The organism is Planomicrobium sp. MB-3u-38 (genome assembly GCF_002836425.1).
In the GTDB taxonomy this organism is placed as follows: Bacteria; Bacillota; Bacilli; order Bacillales_A; family Planococcaceae; genus Planococcus; species Planococcus okeanokoites.
In genome coordinates this window covers 69,833-86,915 of record NZ_PJBO01000037.1, presented here as the reverse complement: position 1 = coordinate 86,915, position 17,083 = coordinate 69,833, and the positions used below count along the sequence as shown (strand labels likewise).

At 46.7% G+C, this 17,083-nt stretch carries 14 protein-coding genes and 1 riboswitch; of the genes, 2 read left to right on the top strand and 12 right to left on the bottom strand.

The features are described 5' to 3' along the window. Positions 1–64 precede the first annotated feature (64 nt). The 4 genes from CXF70_RS08470 to CXF70_RS08455 all read right to left on the bottom strand — a co-directional run bounded on the left by CXF70_RS08470 (position 65) and on the right by CXF70_RS08455 (position 6,541). Positions 65–3,124, bottom strand: coding sequence for an efflux RND transporter permease subunit (locus tag CXF70_RS08470; protein WP_101802275.1), 3,060 nt, complete (start codon positions 3,122–3,124; stop codon positions 65–67). Between the two features lie 259 nt (positions 3,125–3,383). Beyond that, positions 3,384–4,550, bottom strand: coding sequence for a TraB/GumN family protein (locus CXF70_RS08465; RefSeq protein WP_101802274.1), 1,167 nt, complete (start codon positions 4,548–4,550; stop codon positions 3,384–3,386). A gap of 456 nt (positions 4,551–5,006) precedes the next feature. Further along, entirely contained in the window at positions 5,007–5,864 is an 858-nt protein-coding gene (gene ypfJ, locus CXF70_RS08460; protein ID WP_101802273.1) for a KPN_02809 family neutral zinc metallopeptidase, read from the bottom strand. A 56-nt stretch (positions 5,865–5,920) separates the two neighbouring features. After that, positions 5,921–6,541, bottom strand: a complete 621-nt coding sequence (locus CXF70_RS08455) for a class I SAM-dependent methyltransferase (RefSeq protein ID WP_101802272.1) — start codon at positions 6,539–6,541, stop codon at positions 5,921–5,923. Between the two features lie 129 nt (positions 6,542–6,670). Then, positions 6,671–6,851: riboswitch (Lysine riboswitch) on the top strand. Between the two features lie 147 nt (positions 6,852–6,998). On the opposite strand from CXF70_RS08455, the gene dapA reads away from it, so the two are divergent. Continuing rightward, positions 6,999–7,880 carry a 4-hydroxy-tetrahydrodipicolinate synthase gene (gene dapA, locus CXF70_RS08450; RefSeq protein ID WP_084243868.1) on the top strand — a complete coding sequence of 294 codons (882 nt, stop codon included), beginning with the start codon at positions 6,999–7,001 and terminating at the stop codon, positions 7,878–7,880. 57 nt (positions 7,881–7,937) lie between these two features. Here dapA and CXF70_RS08445 read toward each other — a convergent pair whose 3' ends face one another. The 7 genes from CXF70_RS08445 to CXF70_RS08415 form a co-directional block, all read right to left on the bottom strand. Further along, positions 7,938–8,783 (bottom strand): STAS domain-containing protein, encoded by an 846-nt coding sequence (locus tag CXF70_RS08445; protein WP_158241170.1) that lies wholly within the window; start codon positions 8,781–8,783, stop codon positions 7,938–7,940. A 119-nt stretch (positions 8,784–8,902) separates the two neighbouring features. Next, positions 8,903–9,724: an alpha/beta fold hydrolase gene (locus CXF70_RS08440; protein WP_101802270.1), complete on the bottom strand. Its 822-nt coding sequence runs from the start codon at positions 9,722–9,724 to the stop codon at positions 8,903–8,905. Between the two features lie 150 nt (positions 9,725–9,874). Further along, positions 9,875–10,804 carry a GGDEF domain-containing protein gene (locus CXF70_RS08435; protein WP_101802269.1) on the bottom strand — a complete coding sequence of 310 codons (930 nt, stop codon included), beginning with the start codon at positions 10,802–10,804 and terminating at the stop codon, positions 9,875–9,877. Between the two features lie 11 nt (positions 10,805–10,815). Next, a complete protein-coding gene (locus CXF70_RS08430; RefSeq protein WP_101802268.1) occupies positions 10,816–11,613 on the bottom strand; it encodes an alpha/beta fold hydrolase in 798 nt (265 codons plus the stop codon). Between the two features lie 209 nt (positions 11,614–11,822). Beyond that, a complete protein-coding gene (locus tag CXF70_RS08425; protein ID WP_101802267.1) occupies positions 11,823–12,458 on the bottom strand; it encodes a YIP1 family protein in 636 nt (211 codons plus the stop codon). Positions 12,459–12,683: 225 nt separating this feature from the next. Further along, positions 12,684–14,048, bottom strand: a complete 1,365-nt coding sequence (locus tag CXF70_RS08420; RefSeq protein ID WP_101802266.1) for a copper amine oxidase — start codon at positions 14,046–14,048, stop codon at positions 12,684–12,686. A 275-nt stretch (positions 14,049–14,323) separates the two neighbouring features. Beyond that, positions 14,324–15,784 (bottom strand): SulP family inorganic anion transporter, encoded by a 1,461-nt coding sequence (locus CXF70_RS08415; RefSeq protein WP_101802265.1) that lies wholly within the window; start codon positions 15,782–15,784, stop codon positions 14,324–14,326. A gap of 174 nt (positions 15,785–15,958) precedes the next feature. On the opposite strand from CXF70_RS08415, the gene CXF70_RS08410 reads away from it, so the two are divergent. Beyond that, positions 15,959–16,501 (top strand): recombinase family protein, encoded by a 543-nt coding sequence (locus tag CXF70_RS08410; RefSeq protein WP_101802264.1) that lies wholly within the window; start codon positions 15,959–15,961, stop codon positions 16,499–16,501. Between the two features lie 52 nt (positions 16,502–16,553). Here CXF70_RS08410 and CXF70_RS08405 read toward each other — a convergent pair whose 3' ends face one another. Further along, positions 16,554–16,973 (bottom strand): universal stress protein, encoded by a 420-nt coding sequence (locus CXF70_RS08405; RefSeq protein ID WP_084243860.1) that lies wholly within the window; start codon positions 16,971–16,973, stop codon positions 16,554–16,556. Positions 16,974–17,083 lie beyond the last annotated feature (110 nt).

Sequence of the window (17,083 nt, the reverse complement as noted above, 5' to 3'; positions counted from 1 at the left end):
TCAACTAATCGCCATCGCGAATTAAAAAAGCAGCACAGCCCGTCCCCGGCTGTGCTGCGAAATGTTAAGCTTTCGCGTTCTCTCTACGGTGGCTGATGCGGTAGAACACCAGGTAAAGAGCCGGAATCATCACTAATGTGAATAGACTCGAGAAAGCCAGTCCGGCAATGATTGTAACCGCAAGCGGTTCAAATAACGGATCACCCGACAAGGCGACCGGAATCAATGCAACAATCGAAGTGATCGTTGTCAAAATGATCGGCTTGATGCGCGCGTAACCGGATTCCAAAATCGCTTCTTTAATGGAGAAGTCGCCTGACAAACGTCGTGTCTCCACGAAATCGATCAGCACAACTGCGTTACGGACGACAATCCCCGTCAAGGAGACAATCCCCATGACACCCAGGAAGCTTAGCGGTGTCTGCGTCAGGAACAAACCAAGGATCGCGCCTGAAATTCCGAGATAGACCGCAATCAGTACCAGGAATGGCAAAGCGAATGATTTGAACTGGAACGCGATGACCAGATAAACCAGCAGCAATACAACCAGGAAGAGAATGCCAATTTCCGCAAAGAACGCTTCCTGATCGGAATTTTCGCCGCCCGTGGAAATTTCATACCCTTCCGCTAGGTCAGCCCTTTGAGCATCGACCACTTCCAGCATGTCAGCTTCAAAATTATCCGTGCTCCCGAATGCACGCAATGTAATAGCGCGGTCGCCGTTTTCATGCGGCACTTGGGCGATTGCAGTCGTCTCTTTCACATCCAGCAGCTCATTCAGCGGGATCAATTGCGGCGGCCCTTGCTGCGGAGCTTGTCCTCCAGCTGCGGGTACTGCAAATTCCGAAAGGTCGATTTCTTCCCCTTCCTCTATCCCCGCCTGTTTCAGGACGACGTTATAGAATTCATTGTTCTCATAGATCGAATAAAGCGGAATGCCTTGCGTCAACAGCTGCAGCTGGTTCGTTACAGTGCTGAGCGCAATGCTGTTGCTTTCAAGGACGTCAGTGTCCGGCTGATATTCAATGGCCGGCACAGGATCGCCCAGGTTATCCGTAACGATATCCGCTCCATTATCCAGCATCTGCTCTTTCAATGTATCACGGAGACCTTCAAGTTCCTCAATATCTTCGCCTGTAATAGTGACTGTCACCGGCGCTCCGACTGGAGGGCCCTGGACAATCGTATCAAGGAAAATTTCTGCATCCCGATACCGTTCGCGCAGTTCCGGTTCCCATTTATCGATGAACGCGGAAGCGGATGTGTTGTCGCGATTAACGCGGATCGCAACCTGACCGGTATTTGAACCCGTGTTATCCATCGATGAGGCAAACAGATTCGGCAGCCCGTCACCTGTAAAGATTGCCAGCTCTTTGATATTTTCATCCTCTTCTGCAAGAGTTTCGGTGACATCCGTGATAAATGCGTCCGTTTCTTCAATCGGCGTTCCTTCCGCCAGGCGGACATTCATCGTCACTTCCTCACGGTCAGCTTCCGGGAAGAATTCAAACGGTGTGAACAACGCGAGTGATAATAAGCCTGTCGCAATCACAAGTCCGCCGATCCCGACCCACAATGGCCGTTTCAACACGCCGCGCAATACTTTTTCCGAATAGAATACAGCCAGCTTTTCCAATGGTTTGCCAAGGAATCCCGGTGTATCGGAGATTTTTTTCGCTTTTCGTTTCGTTTTCAAATATTGCATCATCGGCACCAAAGTAATCGACAGGACTGTCGATGCAATGATTGTTGTGATCAGAATACTTGGCAGCGCCTTGATGAATGCTCCGTTGCCGCCTGATAACAGCAATAATGGTGAAAATGTTACAACAATCGCCAAACTGGACGAAATAATGGATGGATAGACTTCACGCACGCCGTTAATCGCTCCTGCACGCGCAGAGTCGCCCAATTTATAACGCCGCTGGATATTATCATTGACGACAATGCTGTCATCCACCAGTATCCCGATGGCGATGATGAGGCCGATGACCGAAATCTGGTTCAAATCGACGCCCATGTAAGGAATCGGAATCAGCCCGATCAATACCGAAGCCAATACCGTCAATGCCACTGCGAAGGCGCCAAATAAAGTAAGGCCCGCGGTCGTGGTGATAAGTACGGCTAAAACAGCTATCAACAATGAAATATAGAGCCCGCTGAAGATTTCATTAACATTATCAGCCTGGGATTCGTATTTATTGGCCTGTACACCGGCTGGCAGATTTTCATTGAACTCTTCAATCACGTCTGTCACACGTTTATCAACAGATGGCACGTCCTGGCCGGTCTGAAGGAAAACGGTATAGGAGATGGCATCTTCTCCTTCAAAAGTGACAATGTCGGAAGTTTCCTGGTCCACGGTTTCAATCACCGCCACTTCACTAAGCGGCACAGCAGCCTGGCCGACCTGCAATTGCTCCAGTTTTTCAATGCCTTCTTCCTGGCTGACCGTCAATACAAGACGCTCATTGCCATTATCATGCGTGCCAAGCGACAGCGGCTGATTGGCCTGCTGCAGCGATTCGAGCACGGCAAATGGCTGAAGATTATTCTCGGCGAGGGCTTCACTGTCCAGTTCGATCAGAATCTGCTGATCGTTCAGTCCTTTGACGGTAGTGCCTGCGACTCCAGACACCGCTTCCACGTCTTCAGACAAATCAGCCAGCGCCTGTTTCATGCCTTCCAGTTCAGTGCGGTCGCCGTAAAACATATACGACACCAGCGGGAATGTCAGATCAAGCTTTTCGACAGAAGTTTCCTGTGCCTGATCCGGAAAATTGCCCGAGGCGCTCTGCGCTTCCTGCTGGATTGAATTGATCAGCCCGTCCGGCTCAACGCCATCTTCAATTTCCAGTGTGATGATGGAAGCCGAATTGGAAGAAATGGATTGGATGGATGAAATTCCATCCACTTTCTGGATTTCGTTTTCCAGCGGCACAGTAATCGACCGCTCCACTTCTTCAGGTCCGGCGCCCGGCAGAATCGTCGACACCAGCACAAGTCCCGGCGGTGTTTCCGGAATTTCACGCTGCGGCAAAGTCAGAAAGGTATAAACCCCCACCAGCATAAAGATGAAAATCAGAAAAATAAACAATTTGCTCCGCTCTAATATGTAATTCATAATATAACCTTCCTTCTTTTCTTGTATAAGTATTGTATAACTTAATCGTTTGAAATGTCCACTCTATAAACTTGAAAATGCTGTAAATGTGCAAATCTTTTTTTCTTCTTCATATGTATATAATCCTTGCATAACCTATTTACATTTGGGACAGCTTTCTTTTCCAATAAAACGGAGAAGTTGGATGTTTGTATTGTTCTCCATTGTTTTTCCACATTAAAAAACCTGCCCGCTGTTAAAGCTGGACAGGTTAGCAGTATCAGATATTCTCAAAAAACAGCCGGATGACATCTGCGCCGCCGATGAACGTTCCAAGGGAACTGCCGAGATTCGTCAGAACAACAACAAGCAGGACACGCGTGACTTTATTGTCCCAGAAACCCTTGAGGGTAAAAACATCTTTTGACAGCGTTTCGAAATCACCGACATTCGGCTTGCGGATCGACGCCTGCGTCAGTCCCGAGAACCAGCCTGCCGCCACAAGCGGATTAAGCGAAGAAATCGGGGCAGCGACAAACGCCGTCAGGATGGCGAGTGGATGGCCGAATGCTATGGTGGCGCCGATTGCGGCCAATGTACCATTCCACAGAATCCAGCTGATCGTCTGGTCAAGTCCTGCTGCGGGATTGGCGACAAAGGTATAAGCGATGATTCCGATGATGAGCAGCGGAATCGCCCACCCGATGATTTTTGGCCATTTCGATTTTGGCGGCACTTCAGAAAGTTTTTCAAGATCATGTTCGTTGTGGATTTCTTTCGTGATCCCCGGCACATGAGCCGCGCCGAGCACTGCGACGATTTTTTTGCCTGGTGCCTCTTTGATTTTCTGCGCAAGATACTGGTCACGTTCATCGATCAACGGCGTTTTCAGGCGCGGGAAGGCTTTCGTGAAATCGTCCATAACTGCACTCAGTGTATCCTGGGATTTCATCTTCTCGAGATCTTCTTCAGAAATCGTTTCTTTTGAGAAGATGCTGAAAAATACCGACGACAGCAGCTGCACTTTGCCCCATAGACCGATATTGCCCCAAATCCGTGAAAACGTCACTTGGATATTGCGGTCTGCCAGCACAAGTTCGGCGCCCGTTTCTTTTGCCGATTCGATGCCCTGAATCATCTCCTGCCCCGGTTTGATGCCGAATTGATCGGCCAACCGGTTCTGGAACGAAGAGATTGCCAGGTTCATCAACAGGAGACTCGATTTCTTTTCTTTGATCACTTTAAAGATATCGGTTTCTTTCCATTTACTGTTGTCCGTGACCGATTGATAGCGCTGGGCATCTAATTCGATGCAGATGGAATCCGGCTGTTCAGCGTCAACCACTTCTTTAACTTGTTCGGCGCTCCGTTTGGAGACGTGGGCTGTACCGATCAGGATCAATTCTTTATCGCCATATTGCAGGCGTGTGATATTTTCTTCTTGCATGGGTTTACTTCCTTCATAGAATTTATTTCTTCTCATATTAACTATATTAAATTAAAACATCATTTAGAATGACGCTTCGGCGCTTAGGACAAGGCTCCCGCAATAAGCCAAGAAGTACACTTGTCTTATTGCTTCGCCCAGTCCAGAGGCGCGCCGGCGCTAGAGAAATCTCTAGAGATATGGAGCAAAACAGCGAAGACGAAGAGTTTGTTCCTGCATTTCCACGACTTAAAAATCGTGCTCCTGTCTCTGCATCGCTGCGCTTCTTCGTCACAAAGACTTAGCCTCGCATGCTTCGGCTAATGTCTTCGTAGCTGTTTTGCGCAATATCGGTTTCTCTAGCCTGTTAATTTAATATATTTAATTAAGAAAAGACTGTCTATTCTATATAATGGATTACTGGGCGGAAAATATCAATCCTGCGCATCCCATTTCAGCAGGTTTCACAAAAGCTTCTTATAATCCGTCTGCGCTGAAGGTGTCGCCTTCATCGAGGTTGCCCGCTTCAAAGCCTTTGTAGAACCATTCCTTGCGCTGTTCGCTGGTGCCGTGCGTAAAGCTTTCCGGCACAACATAGCCGCGAGACCGCATCTGGATAGTGTCATCTCCGACTGCCGCCGCAGCCGTCAGCGCTTCTTCAAGGTCGCCTTCTTCAAGATAGCCCATCTGCTGGGCATGATGCGCCCAGACGCCCGACAGATAATCCGCCTGGAGCTCGAGCTGCACTTGCACCTTATTGTATTCTTCTTCACTCAATTGATTGCGCAGCGGCTGCACTTCCTGCATCACGCCGAGCAGATTCTGCACATGATGCCCGACTTCATGGGCAATGACGTACGCCATGGCAAAATCACCAGGCGCATTGAATTGACGCTGCAATTCACCGTAAAAATCCAAATCGATATAAAGCTTATAATCTGCAGGACAATAAAAAGGACCCACCGACGCACCGGCAGTACCGCAGGCGGACTGTACACTGTCCGTAAAGAGGACAAGTGTCGGCTCTTCATATTGCATGCCTTCTTCTGCAAAAACTTCGGTCCACACTTCTTCCGTATCCGCGAGTACGACAGATACGAAGTCAGCCAATTCTTCTTCCTGTTCGGTCGCCTGATAAGGTTCACCTGTACTGCTGCCGCCGGAACCATTTCCGCCCATACCATCAAGCAGGATGCCCGGATCTCCTCCGAGGAATGTCACGATCAGGATCAGCACAATACCGCCGAGCCCGCCGCCGACTGCCAATCCTTTACCTCCGCCGCTTCCTCTTCTGTCTTCTACATTCGCACTGCCTCTCCGGCCTCTCCACTTCATAGGACCACATCCGTTTCTGTCTCATTTCAATTGTTTATACCCATTTGTAAGATTCGTTAAATCTCTTGCTGAGTATATTTGTAAATTAAAAATTGCTCTGAAGGATCTTTATTGAATTCCGGCAAACCAATTTGTTCCTTCAATTTAAACAGGTTGCCGCGTTCCAGATAGTCGATGTATTCGGTGGAAGGATAATAGAGGATGATTGTCAGATCTCTCGGAAAGTTTTCAGCGGACAATAGAATATTGTCTACGATTTTCATGAATATCTGCTCAGAAAAAGGGTTGAAAAAGTAAAAGACCGTATCTTCCGGTTGAATATGATAGTCCTGAGCTAAGCCTTCACGGAAGTCGATGCGCCCTGCAGCTCTATGATTTTTTCCTTTACGGTTATAAGTTTCGAGGTTTTTCAGCGCCTCCGTAAAAAAGCTGGTATTCAGCTCAATGCCTGTGGAACGGCAGCCGAAGCGGTCGTGCGCATAAAAATTCAGCCGTCCTTTGCCGCTGCCGAAATCCACCAGTCCATCGTCGACGCCAAGAGGATGGCGATTGAATAATTCCTTTAAATGCAAATATGGGGTTGGTTCATACCTGTTGTGGTGAAGTGTGGCTTCAGAAATCCACTGTGTGCCTTCTGTCGCGATATTCAAATATTGGTCGCCTTCAAATTCCTTCATGCTGTTCTCCCCCAATTCTGCTTGCCCTGAGTGCTGGCCTTGTCTTTCAATACCCGATTCTTCTTGCAAATAACAGCGTATTTTGATAAAGTCGAGCTAATTCAATAGTTCTTGCTTCCTTTACAGGGAAGTGAGGATAGAGGCGCAATTATCATCAGTAAGCAGATTGAGGAGCACGGGCTCCGCCGACTTCTGCCGGAAGGGATATTTGCCGAAGCGGCGGAAAGCCCCTGATTTCCGTTGCTGGTCCTGCATTTAAGAGATGCCGGATTGTCATGCGGCTTTTGACGCATGGAGGGCTATCTGACGCACAGCAACACATCCCGTTTGTGTTTGCGCAGCAGCAGCGGCCCTTCGCCGCTGCTTTTTTTATGGCCATAGATAATTTCTGATGTGGCACTAAGCAGATGACCACACCTCGGATCGAACTAAAAAAATTAATAAAGGATGGGATATTATGAACTTCGGAAAAATCATCACTGCGATGGTCACGCCTTTTGACGCAAACGGCGATATTGACTTTCCAGCCACAGAAAAATTGATAGAGCACCTCATCGCCAACGGTTCTGACGGCCTCGTCGTTGCCGGCACTACCGGTGAATCGCCGACTTTGACGGCAGCTGAAAAATTGGCGCTGTTCAAATTTACTGCAGAGAAAGTGAACGGCCGCATTCCCGTCATAGCAGGAACCGGTTCAAACGATACCCGTTCATCGATTGCGTTGACAAAGCAAGCGGAAGAAGCAGGTGTCGATGGCATCATGCTTGTCACGCCTTATTATAATAAGCCCGCGCAAGAAGGCTTATTCCAGCATTTCAAAGCCATTGCCGAAGCAACTCGCCTGCCGATCATGCTTTACAACATCCCCGGCCGCAGCGCTGTCAATATGGCACCTGAAACAATCATCCGTTTGTCCGCTGTCAGCAACATCGTCTCTGTCAAAGAAGCCAGCGGCAACCTTGACGCTGCGTCAATGATCATCGATGGCACGCCGGACGGCTTTACGGTATACAGCGGCGACGATGGTTTGACGCTTCCGCTGATGGCAATTGGCGCGGATGGCATCGTTTCCGTGGCTTCCCATATCATCGGCAATGAAATGCAGGAGATGATCACAAACTTTACAAGCGGCAACATCAAAGAAGCGGCAGCCCAGCACCGCAAACTGCTTCCGGTCATGAACGCGCTGTTTGCAGCACCAAACCCTGTACCGGTAAAAACTGCTTTACAATTACTCGGCGTCGAGACGGGCAAAGTCCGCTTGCCGATGATTCCGTTGAACGACGAAGAAACTGTCACCCTACGTCAGCTTCTCGAAGCCGGCAATATCCGGGCTTAATTCATATGAACGAAAAAAACGCTGGAGCATCGCGCTTCAGCGTTTTTTCGTGTTCAATTATAATTTAGTGAAATCAAGCTTCTCAAGTGTCTGCTTCAAGCTGCCGCCCGTTACGAGTGAACGCGTGTCGATAGCCAATTGGGACAGCGTAATCGCAATTTCTGAACGGATGCCGGTCAAAATCGCTTTAACACCCACCATATTGAGTGCCTGAACAATCTTAATGATTTGTTCAGCCACCATTGAATCCACTTTGACTACGCCGGACAGGTCGATCACCAATGTGGAAATCCGGAGTTTATTGGCAGCTGTCAGTGTTTTCTCAAGGATGAACTGAGCACGGTCAATTTCAAGATCTCCAACAAGCGGCAAAATCGCTACTTTATCAGCGATCGGCACCACTGGAGCGGAAAGTTCGAAAAATTCCTGTCGCGCTGCAGTGAGTCTTTCCTGATATGCATCGATATAGGCGCTGCTGTAAGAATACATAGCGTGATCCAAAAGTGTATGGAAAAATTCCATCCCATCGAACAAAGTCTCCATAGGGATACTTTGAAGTTTCCCTTCACTTCTGATCAATTTCGCCAAATGTTTGCGGTATAAAGAAGATTCAGCAAGAGCTGCGTCCAGCATCATATTCGCTTCCAGGAAATAGCGGCCAGTTGCGAAGCCCCAGGAATCAATGGCTTCGTAAACCTTTTTTTCGTCACAGGAATTTATCAGGGAAGTTCCGAGCAATTCTACGAAACCTGCTCGGGCTTCTATGACCTGCTTGATGAATTGTTCATTTTGGACCATATCGTCAGGTTCCGAATCCTTCATGACTTCTTCGTTGATCAGTTCCGCAATCAGGTATTTATCATCTATGACACGCTGTCCCAAAACTTCATAATATTTATCCATCAGTACCTCCATGAGCTAGCATTCAATGTTATTTGAATTTATTATACCTGTAGAGTGAAGTTCAGTGTACTGCTTTTAGATAAACTCGAAAAAATATTATCTTGTAAAAAGCGAAAGACTCAAGAAACAGATAGGTATTCAGCTATTTTGCTGATGGTTTCTTCCGCATCGCTTACATGCGGGCTATGGCCTTCGGCATCCATCAATTTATACTCGCTGTTTTCAATCCGGCTATGTACGTATTCACCGACAGCTTCAGGTGCGACCGCGTCACCCCGTGTCTGCAGGATCAAAGTCGGCACTTTCACTTTCTCCAATTCTTCACGAACATCCGCCAGGAAAGTTGCTTCCGCAAAATCGCGCATCACTTCCGGATCGTTCGCACACAGCAGTTGTTCAAACTCAGCTGCCAGATGTGGCCGGGCAGCGTTTTGCATGACAACTGGGGATAAGAAACGCGCGAACTCGTTATAGTCACCTTCAATCATCTGCAGCATGCCTTCAATATCAGCTTTTTCAAATCCGCCGTGATAACCGGGTTCATTCAAAAAGTATGGAGATGGCCCGATCATGATCAGATTTTTCATCAGTTCAGGACGTTCGACTGCGGCAAGAGCGCCGATCATACTGCTGACTGAATGGCCGATAAACACTATATTTTCAAGCGACAAGGCATCGCATAATTCCAGAAGGTCCTGTTTATAACCTTCCAATGTCCGGTATCTTTCCTTATTATATGCAGATTTATCGCTTTGACCGGAACCGACGTAATCGAAAAGTACAACTCTATATTTTGTTTCGAAAGCTGGCGCAATTTTATCCCACACATATTGGTCGCAGCCGAAGCCATGGGCAAACACTAGAACTTTCTGTCCTTGTCCCCCAATTTTAACGTTATTCCTTCTGACCAGCTGAGCAGCGGACTCTTTCGTTTCAGTCATTTACGTCATCACCCCTTGCAATAAAATCGCTATTTTCCTTTTACAATGCTAATTTCATACTAACAAACTTAAGACCAATCTCCTAAGATAAGAGCTTAAAAATTATACAAAAATAAAAATAAACCTTGCCACGGTGGCAAGGTTCGACGTTCAGGAAGAAACCGATACACGGTTCCGTCCTGCATTTTTAGAATTATATAAAGCTGTATCCGCTTCATTCAGTAAATCGGGAAAAGAAATACAGTCTGAATTGCTTGCCACGCCGATGCTGACGGTAATCGGCTGATAGGGCCAGTCATGCATTTCCACGTTAAAGCGAATTTTTTCCGCAATTTCTTGAGCCTCGCTCAGCTCCATTTGAGGTAATACGGCAACAAATTCCTCACCGCCAAGACGCGCGGCAAAACCATCATCTCCAATCGTCCTGGTCAGCACTTCTGCTAATTCCTTCAGAACCACATCTCCCGCATGATGGCCGAATGTATCGTTGATCCTTTTAAAAAAATCAATATCGATTATCAATAATGTCAAATTGCTTTCTGCAATGAGACCTGGCAGGAATTCCTCCAGATAACGGCGGTTTTTGAGTCCTGTCAATACATCTGTATTTGTCATTTCCCTCAGCCGCCCATTCATTATATTCAATTCTTCCTGTTTGTATTTCACTTCATCCAGCAATAATTGAAGCTCGCTGTTCGCTTCTGCTGTCGCATGGCTGATTTGTTCCGCTTCCCGTTTGGCGTTCAATAATTCATTTTCATATTCATTTCGGATGGGCACCTGCATAAAGGCACATTCAAAGAGCTCATTCCGTTTACGGGTGTTCATCAATACAGGGATCGGTCCATCAGGGCCTTTCAACCTCAAAAACATTTCACTGACAGCCCCGTGCGTAATGATTGCCGGAATGAAATAAGTTTGAAAGTAGACTCTTGAAGCAATGGTCAGCAAATCATGCATATGAGTGGGAGCGGATTCAACATGGGACATTTCAATCATTGTCCGGTTCATCTCAATAATCTTCAAGTCCTGGTCCATCACCAGATAGCCCACTGGGGCGAAATTCAATTGTTCCTCCATCAACTCATCTCCTAACCAGCCAAATACTCTTTGATGACTGCGGCCGTTTCTGCGGCATCGCTTATGTGCGGGTTGTGGCCCATGGCTTTCATGATGACCAGCCGGCTATCGGCAATATGGTCGTGCACATACTGCCCCACTTCAAGGGGTGCAATGGCATCGAATTGAGTTTGCATGATTAATGTCGGCACTGTGAGTTTGCTGAGCTCCGAACGCATATCGGAAGTAAAAGTCACTTCCGCAAACTGACGGGCGATCTTCGGATCATTTGAACAAAGCAGCTGCTCAAAGTTTTCCGCCAGCTCTGGACGGTCCTCGTTGCTCATTACTACCGGCGCTAAATATTTTGCCCATTCTTTATAATTCACTTCCATCATATCCAGCAGCTCGCTAATATCCGATTTATCGAAGCCGCCCTGATAGCCGGGTTCATTCAGATAATGCGGGGACGGCCCGATCATCACCAGCTTGCTGAATAATTCAGGACGTTCAATCGAGGCAAGCATCCCGATCATGCTGCTGACCGAGTGTCCGACGAAGATGAAGCTATCGTCTTCGAGGGAATCACAGACATCCAGCAAATCCTGTTTGTAACCGTACAAATCACTGTACCGCTCTTGTGAATAAGCTGTTTTATCACTTTGGCCGGAACCGACGTAATCAAATGTGATCACTTTATAATCGTTTTTAAATTGATCAATGACTTCGTTCCACACCAATTGGTCGCAGCCGAAGCCGTGACCGAATATAATCGCTGTTTTTCCTTGCCCCGTAATTTTCACGTTATTTCTTTTAGCAACATCCATCATGCGAGTCCACCCATTCCCTTTATTGTGCACAAATCCTTTGAAACTTTTCCAATGGGACTATCATATCAAAGAAGCCGTTTAAACTATATGAAGAAATTATATATATGTGTATGTATAACCTTAAACAATACTAAATACCCTGGTTCCCTCCGGAACTAATCTTCATAAATACAAGCCTTTCTCCGTTTTGACCGGAAAAGGCTTTATTGTCATAGCGAAAAAATCATAGGCACAAAAATCAGTGATAATAATACAATGACCGCTGCAATTGGAATCAGGATAATGAAAAAGCCTTTCCAGGCAGACAGTCCGTGTGCTTCACCTATCGCTTTGCTCTGGTAGAACAAGGTGCACATCGACAGGACAAATAAAATCACCGATAATACGATATTCAGCCCTAAATCCATTCCGCTGTATTGTTCTTCAAAAGATTTGAAATAGCTTGAAGGCAGAAAGAAAATCCAAATCAGCAACACAGGAATCAACCACATCTGCGGAATTTGGCCAGCAAGCTGGGCGCGGTACATTTCATCAAAAGTGGCGGTCCCTTTAAAAATCTTGCCCACCAGTATGGAAATCAAAGATCCGATTGCAAGACCGATTGCTCCCAGTAAAGGGCTGATGATCAATCCGCCGATCAGAAGCCCAGGGATTCCAAAGGTTTCATCTGCATCAGTATCTAGGGCAGTGGTTAATATAGCCGTGTAGCCTGACAGTACCACCAGCAGAAAAATAAGGCGTGAATTCTTTTCTTCAATCATTTGGCGCACGGTTTGGCGCGGCCTCGTCCATATTGATATAAACGGATTCAAACGTGATTCAGGTGTTTCTTTGGAAAGGTTCATGAATTGTCACCTGCTGTAAATCTGGTTTTCGAATGTTTCTCTCTAATCATCTTTTGGATCCCCCTTGTTTTTCCATTATTTAGAACCTCCTTTAAAATGTCAATAGTTTCTGAAAAACATCCTTTTTTTATCAAAAAAATCCACTCTTTAATTGTCGTCCGAGATTTTATTATCCAAAGAAAAAACCGGCCATCAGCTGGCCGGTTTATAACTTTCTGCTATATATTATTGTTTGCGTGCTCTGAACGCCATAGTTGTTGTCAAAGCTGCAAGCATCAATCCAGCGAAGATCCATAGGTAAGGGATTGTTCCGCCTTCAGCTCCGCCAAGACCAGTTGCAGGCATTTTCTCAGGCATTTCAGCTCCACCGAATTGTTCAGGGAATTGATCCGTGATGGCTGCTGACAATCCAGCTGCCGGCATTGTCATATGTGCATATGCAGAACGCATTTCAGCGTAAGCTGTTTCATAATCACCAGCTACATAAGCATCAAATGATCCAAGCAATTGGCTGACGTGTGTTGTCAAACCTTCTTCCAAAGCATCAGCCGGAACACGTCCTTCTGTTGCTGCATCAAGCAATGCTGCCTGTTCCACAATGTACTCATCAAGATCAGCTTTCGCCTGCTCCTGTGCTTCAGTGTCCCCAGCTCCAGTCGCTTTCACATAATCAACGAAGTAGCCGATATGCGAGCCCCAGATTTCAGCGAATTGTGCTCCTGCTTCTTCACCATAAACCGAAGCTACTGCTGCTGAAAGGTCATCAGCGTTAGCCATCAATGCTCCAGCCGCCTGATCGAAACTTGCTGCGCCATCAGCACCGTCCTGCATAGCCATTACAGCCAGCCCTGCGTGCTCAGTGAATGTGTAATTCAAAGTTGCGCGCAAATCGATTGCCGGAGTATCAGGGTTTGTGCCATCCACCAATTCCGGGAATTGATCAGCGATTGCGATTGATAATGTTTCAGCAAACATGCTCATATGGTGAATTGCTTCACGCTCTAAAGTGTATGCAGTTTCGAAGTCTTCTGTAGCGTATGCGTCAAATGCTTTGATCAGCTGATCAACGTGCATGTCCAATCCTTCTTGAACTGCTGCTGCAGGTAAACGTCCTTCAGTTGCTGTATCGAAGAACTCTGACTGTTTTTTCTTGTATTCTTCAAGTTGAGCCAAAGCTTCGTCTTTTGCAGCCTGGTCATCTGCAGCTGTTGCTTTTACATAGTCAACGAAATAGCCGATATGCGAGTTCCAGATTTCCTGGAATGCCGCTCCGCCTTCTTCACCGTAGACTGAAGCTACTGCTGCTGTAAGATCATCTGAATTTGCCAATAATGCGTTTGAAGCATTTTCGAAGTCATCAGCGCCGTCAACACCTTTTCTCATTGCTTCAACTGCCAGGAAAGCATGTTCCGTAAGAACCGTATCCAATTGGATGCGAAGTTCAGCCGCTGCTGTATCCGTCGCTACAGCTGTTTGCGCTGATTCATTGGTTCCGCTCGAATGTGATCCGTGGCTGTCGGCAAGAGCCGCCGTTGGTACCAACATTGCCAAGCTAAGTGGAAGTGCTACTAAAAGTTTGTTCATTTTCATCATGAATCTCTCCTTTTTCCTGTTTTATTTTTTCGTTCTGACTGTATAACGCAGGCGGATCATTTTTAGATCACATTTTTTTCAATAAAATCTGAAAAAGGTTTTTTCCTGATTGGAATCATGCAGATTTATGCTTGGAGAGAGCGGGACAAAGGGGTTGCGGGCGATTAGCGCAATCCACTCGATTTGCAGATACAGAATTGTCCCTACGCCATTTTTTGCCCATAGAAAAACAGCCTTTCTACTATATAAGAAAGGCTGTTACATAAAGCTATTTAATGTGTCGGCAACTTAGCTGTATCACTCTTGAAGATCGCCAGCTGGTCAATCAGCTGCTGGCTGCCTGTATCGAGTCCGACAATATCGACTTGATTGCCATTCTCCCTGAACTTCAGGACGACACGGTCAACGGCGCCGACGCCAGAATCATCCCAGATGTGGGCATCGGTGAAATCGACGACCACTTTCTCACCCGTGATGCCGTAGTCGAATTTCTCAAGGAAATCTTCGACAGAAGCGAAGAACAATTGGCCTTCCACATGATAATGCGTGGCATCAAGCAATCGTTTCTGCACTTTGATCTTCGAAATTTTGGCCACGAAGAAAATCGCACTCAATAATACACCAGCCAGTACACCCATTGACAGATCGTGGGTATAAACGACAATCGCCACTGTAGCCACCATTACAATCGAATCCGCTTTTGGCGCTTTTCTCAAATAAGAGAACGACTTCCAGTCGAATGTTCCGATCGATACCATGATCATGATGCCGACAAGTACCGGCATCGGAATTTGAATGACAACGTCACCCAATACGATGATCAGGAACATCAGCAAGGCACCGGCGACCAGAGCCGACAAACGGCCTCTGCCCCCCGATTTAACATTGATGATCGACTGGCCGATCATGGCACAGCCCGCCATTCCGCCGAAGAATCCCGTTACGAAGTTGGCTATTCCCTGGCCGCGTGCTTCTTTATTTTTATTGCTTTCCGTATCAGTCATGTCATCGACGATATTCGCCGTCAATAAGGTTTCAAGCAATCCGACAACCGCCAATGCCAATGAATACGGCAGGATGATCATCAAAGTTTCCAGATTAAAAGGCACATTCGGCAATAAAAATGCTGGAAGTGTCTGGCTGATGGTTCCCAAATCTCCCACTGTGCGCATCTCGAAACCCGAATAGATTGCTACAGCTGTAAGCAATACAAGCGCAATCAGCGGTGCCGGAATGGCTTTGAAAAACCGTGGAACGATATAAACGATCGCCAAAGTAATGGCTACAAACACATACGTAATGGTATTGATGCCCAGGAAATGCGGCACTTGCGCCATGAAGATCAGGATGGCGAGTGCATTGACGAAGCCGATCATGACCGCGCGCGGGATGAACTTCATCACTTTTGCGACTTTGAAGACGCCGAACAAAATTTGAATGACCCCTGTCAGGATGGTTGCTGCAAGTAAGTATTCAAGTCCGTGATCCTGCACCAATGGCACCATCAACAGTGCCATAGCGCCGGTTGCTGCTGAAATCATGCCGGGCCGTCCACCGACAAAAGCGATGATGACGGCTATACTGAATGATGCATACAAGCCGACCATCGGATCGACGCCTGCAATGATTGAAAATGCAATGGCTTCAGGGATTAATGCTAAGGCAACGACAGTTCCCGCCAGAATATCGCCCCGTATATTTCCGAACCATTCTTTTTTTAAAGTTTCACCCACGATATTTTTCTCCTCTTGTTGTCTAATTTTGAGTGTTGCCCCGAATTACGGAACTACGATTTCACAATGAGAATAGTGTATCATCCGTAATCCGAAAATGGAACCTTTTTGGTCCTTTCATTTCAAATAAATATGTTATAATGAAAGCAATATGCTAGACGAGGAGTTTTAACCGTGAAGATTGGCTATGCGAGACCCATAGAAGGGGATATTGATTGCGGCAAGCAAAAAGAGCTGTTCACTAATATGAACTGTGCCGAAACTTATGTTGAAAGCCACTCTTCTCCAAAGAAAAGAGAGGAACTGAAAAAGCTGCTGGATCATCTCAAATCTGATGACCAGCTGATGGTGAAAAGCCTTCATGTGCTGGCTGATTCAACGCGTCACCTGATGGAACTGCTGGATTTACTGGAGCAGAAAGGGTGCACATTATATTCGCACAGGGAACAGATCGATACCGATCCGGATAAATTATACAGTTTCCAGAAAATCGTCCAATGCCTCGCGGATTTTCAGAGCGATTCGATCAGTGCCAAAACAAAAGCCGGCCTGACTGTAGCCAAGGAAAAAGGCATGCACGCGGGACGGCCGAGAAAACCGGACGCTAATGTAAAAAAAGCGATTGAGATGTATGAAAGCAAGAAATATAGTCTTGCAGAAATCAAGGAAAAGACCGGCATCAGCAAATCCACCTTATATCGCTACCTGGAAAACTAGACCCTCCAGATTATGAAGAAAAGAGCGCCTCGGCGCTCTTTTTAATCTTCTACTATTTCACAATCAGCACAGGACAGTTTGCGCGTTTCACCACTTTGTGGCTGACGCTGCCCAGCACCATTTCCTGCAGCGAGTTCAGACCGCGGCTGCCGATGACCAGAATATCGAAGCTTTCCGAATTAGCATACTCGACTATAGCCGGCCCCGGACTGCCATGCAAAATCTTCACACGATATTTAATTGCTGCTTCAGCAATTTTTTCCTCCACTGGCTGAAGTTTCTTACGGCGCTGGAGGTCCAGTTCCACTGAACTTCCGCTGTGCAGCACATCGTTTTTTGCATCGTCGTGGTCTGCTACATATACGATGGTGATTTGTGAATCCCCATTGTTTCCCGCAATAGTGATTGCCTCTTTTGCGGCGCGAAGGGAATGGTCCGAACCATCCACCGCCAATAATATTTTGCTGTACATCTGCCAACACTCCTTTTAGCTGCTTCCCTTTTCTTCACAGTGTACCATCAAAATTCCCAAAAAATAACCTTTATAGGAAGAATAAATTATGTGTTATGATGTAGGAAAAT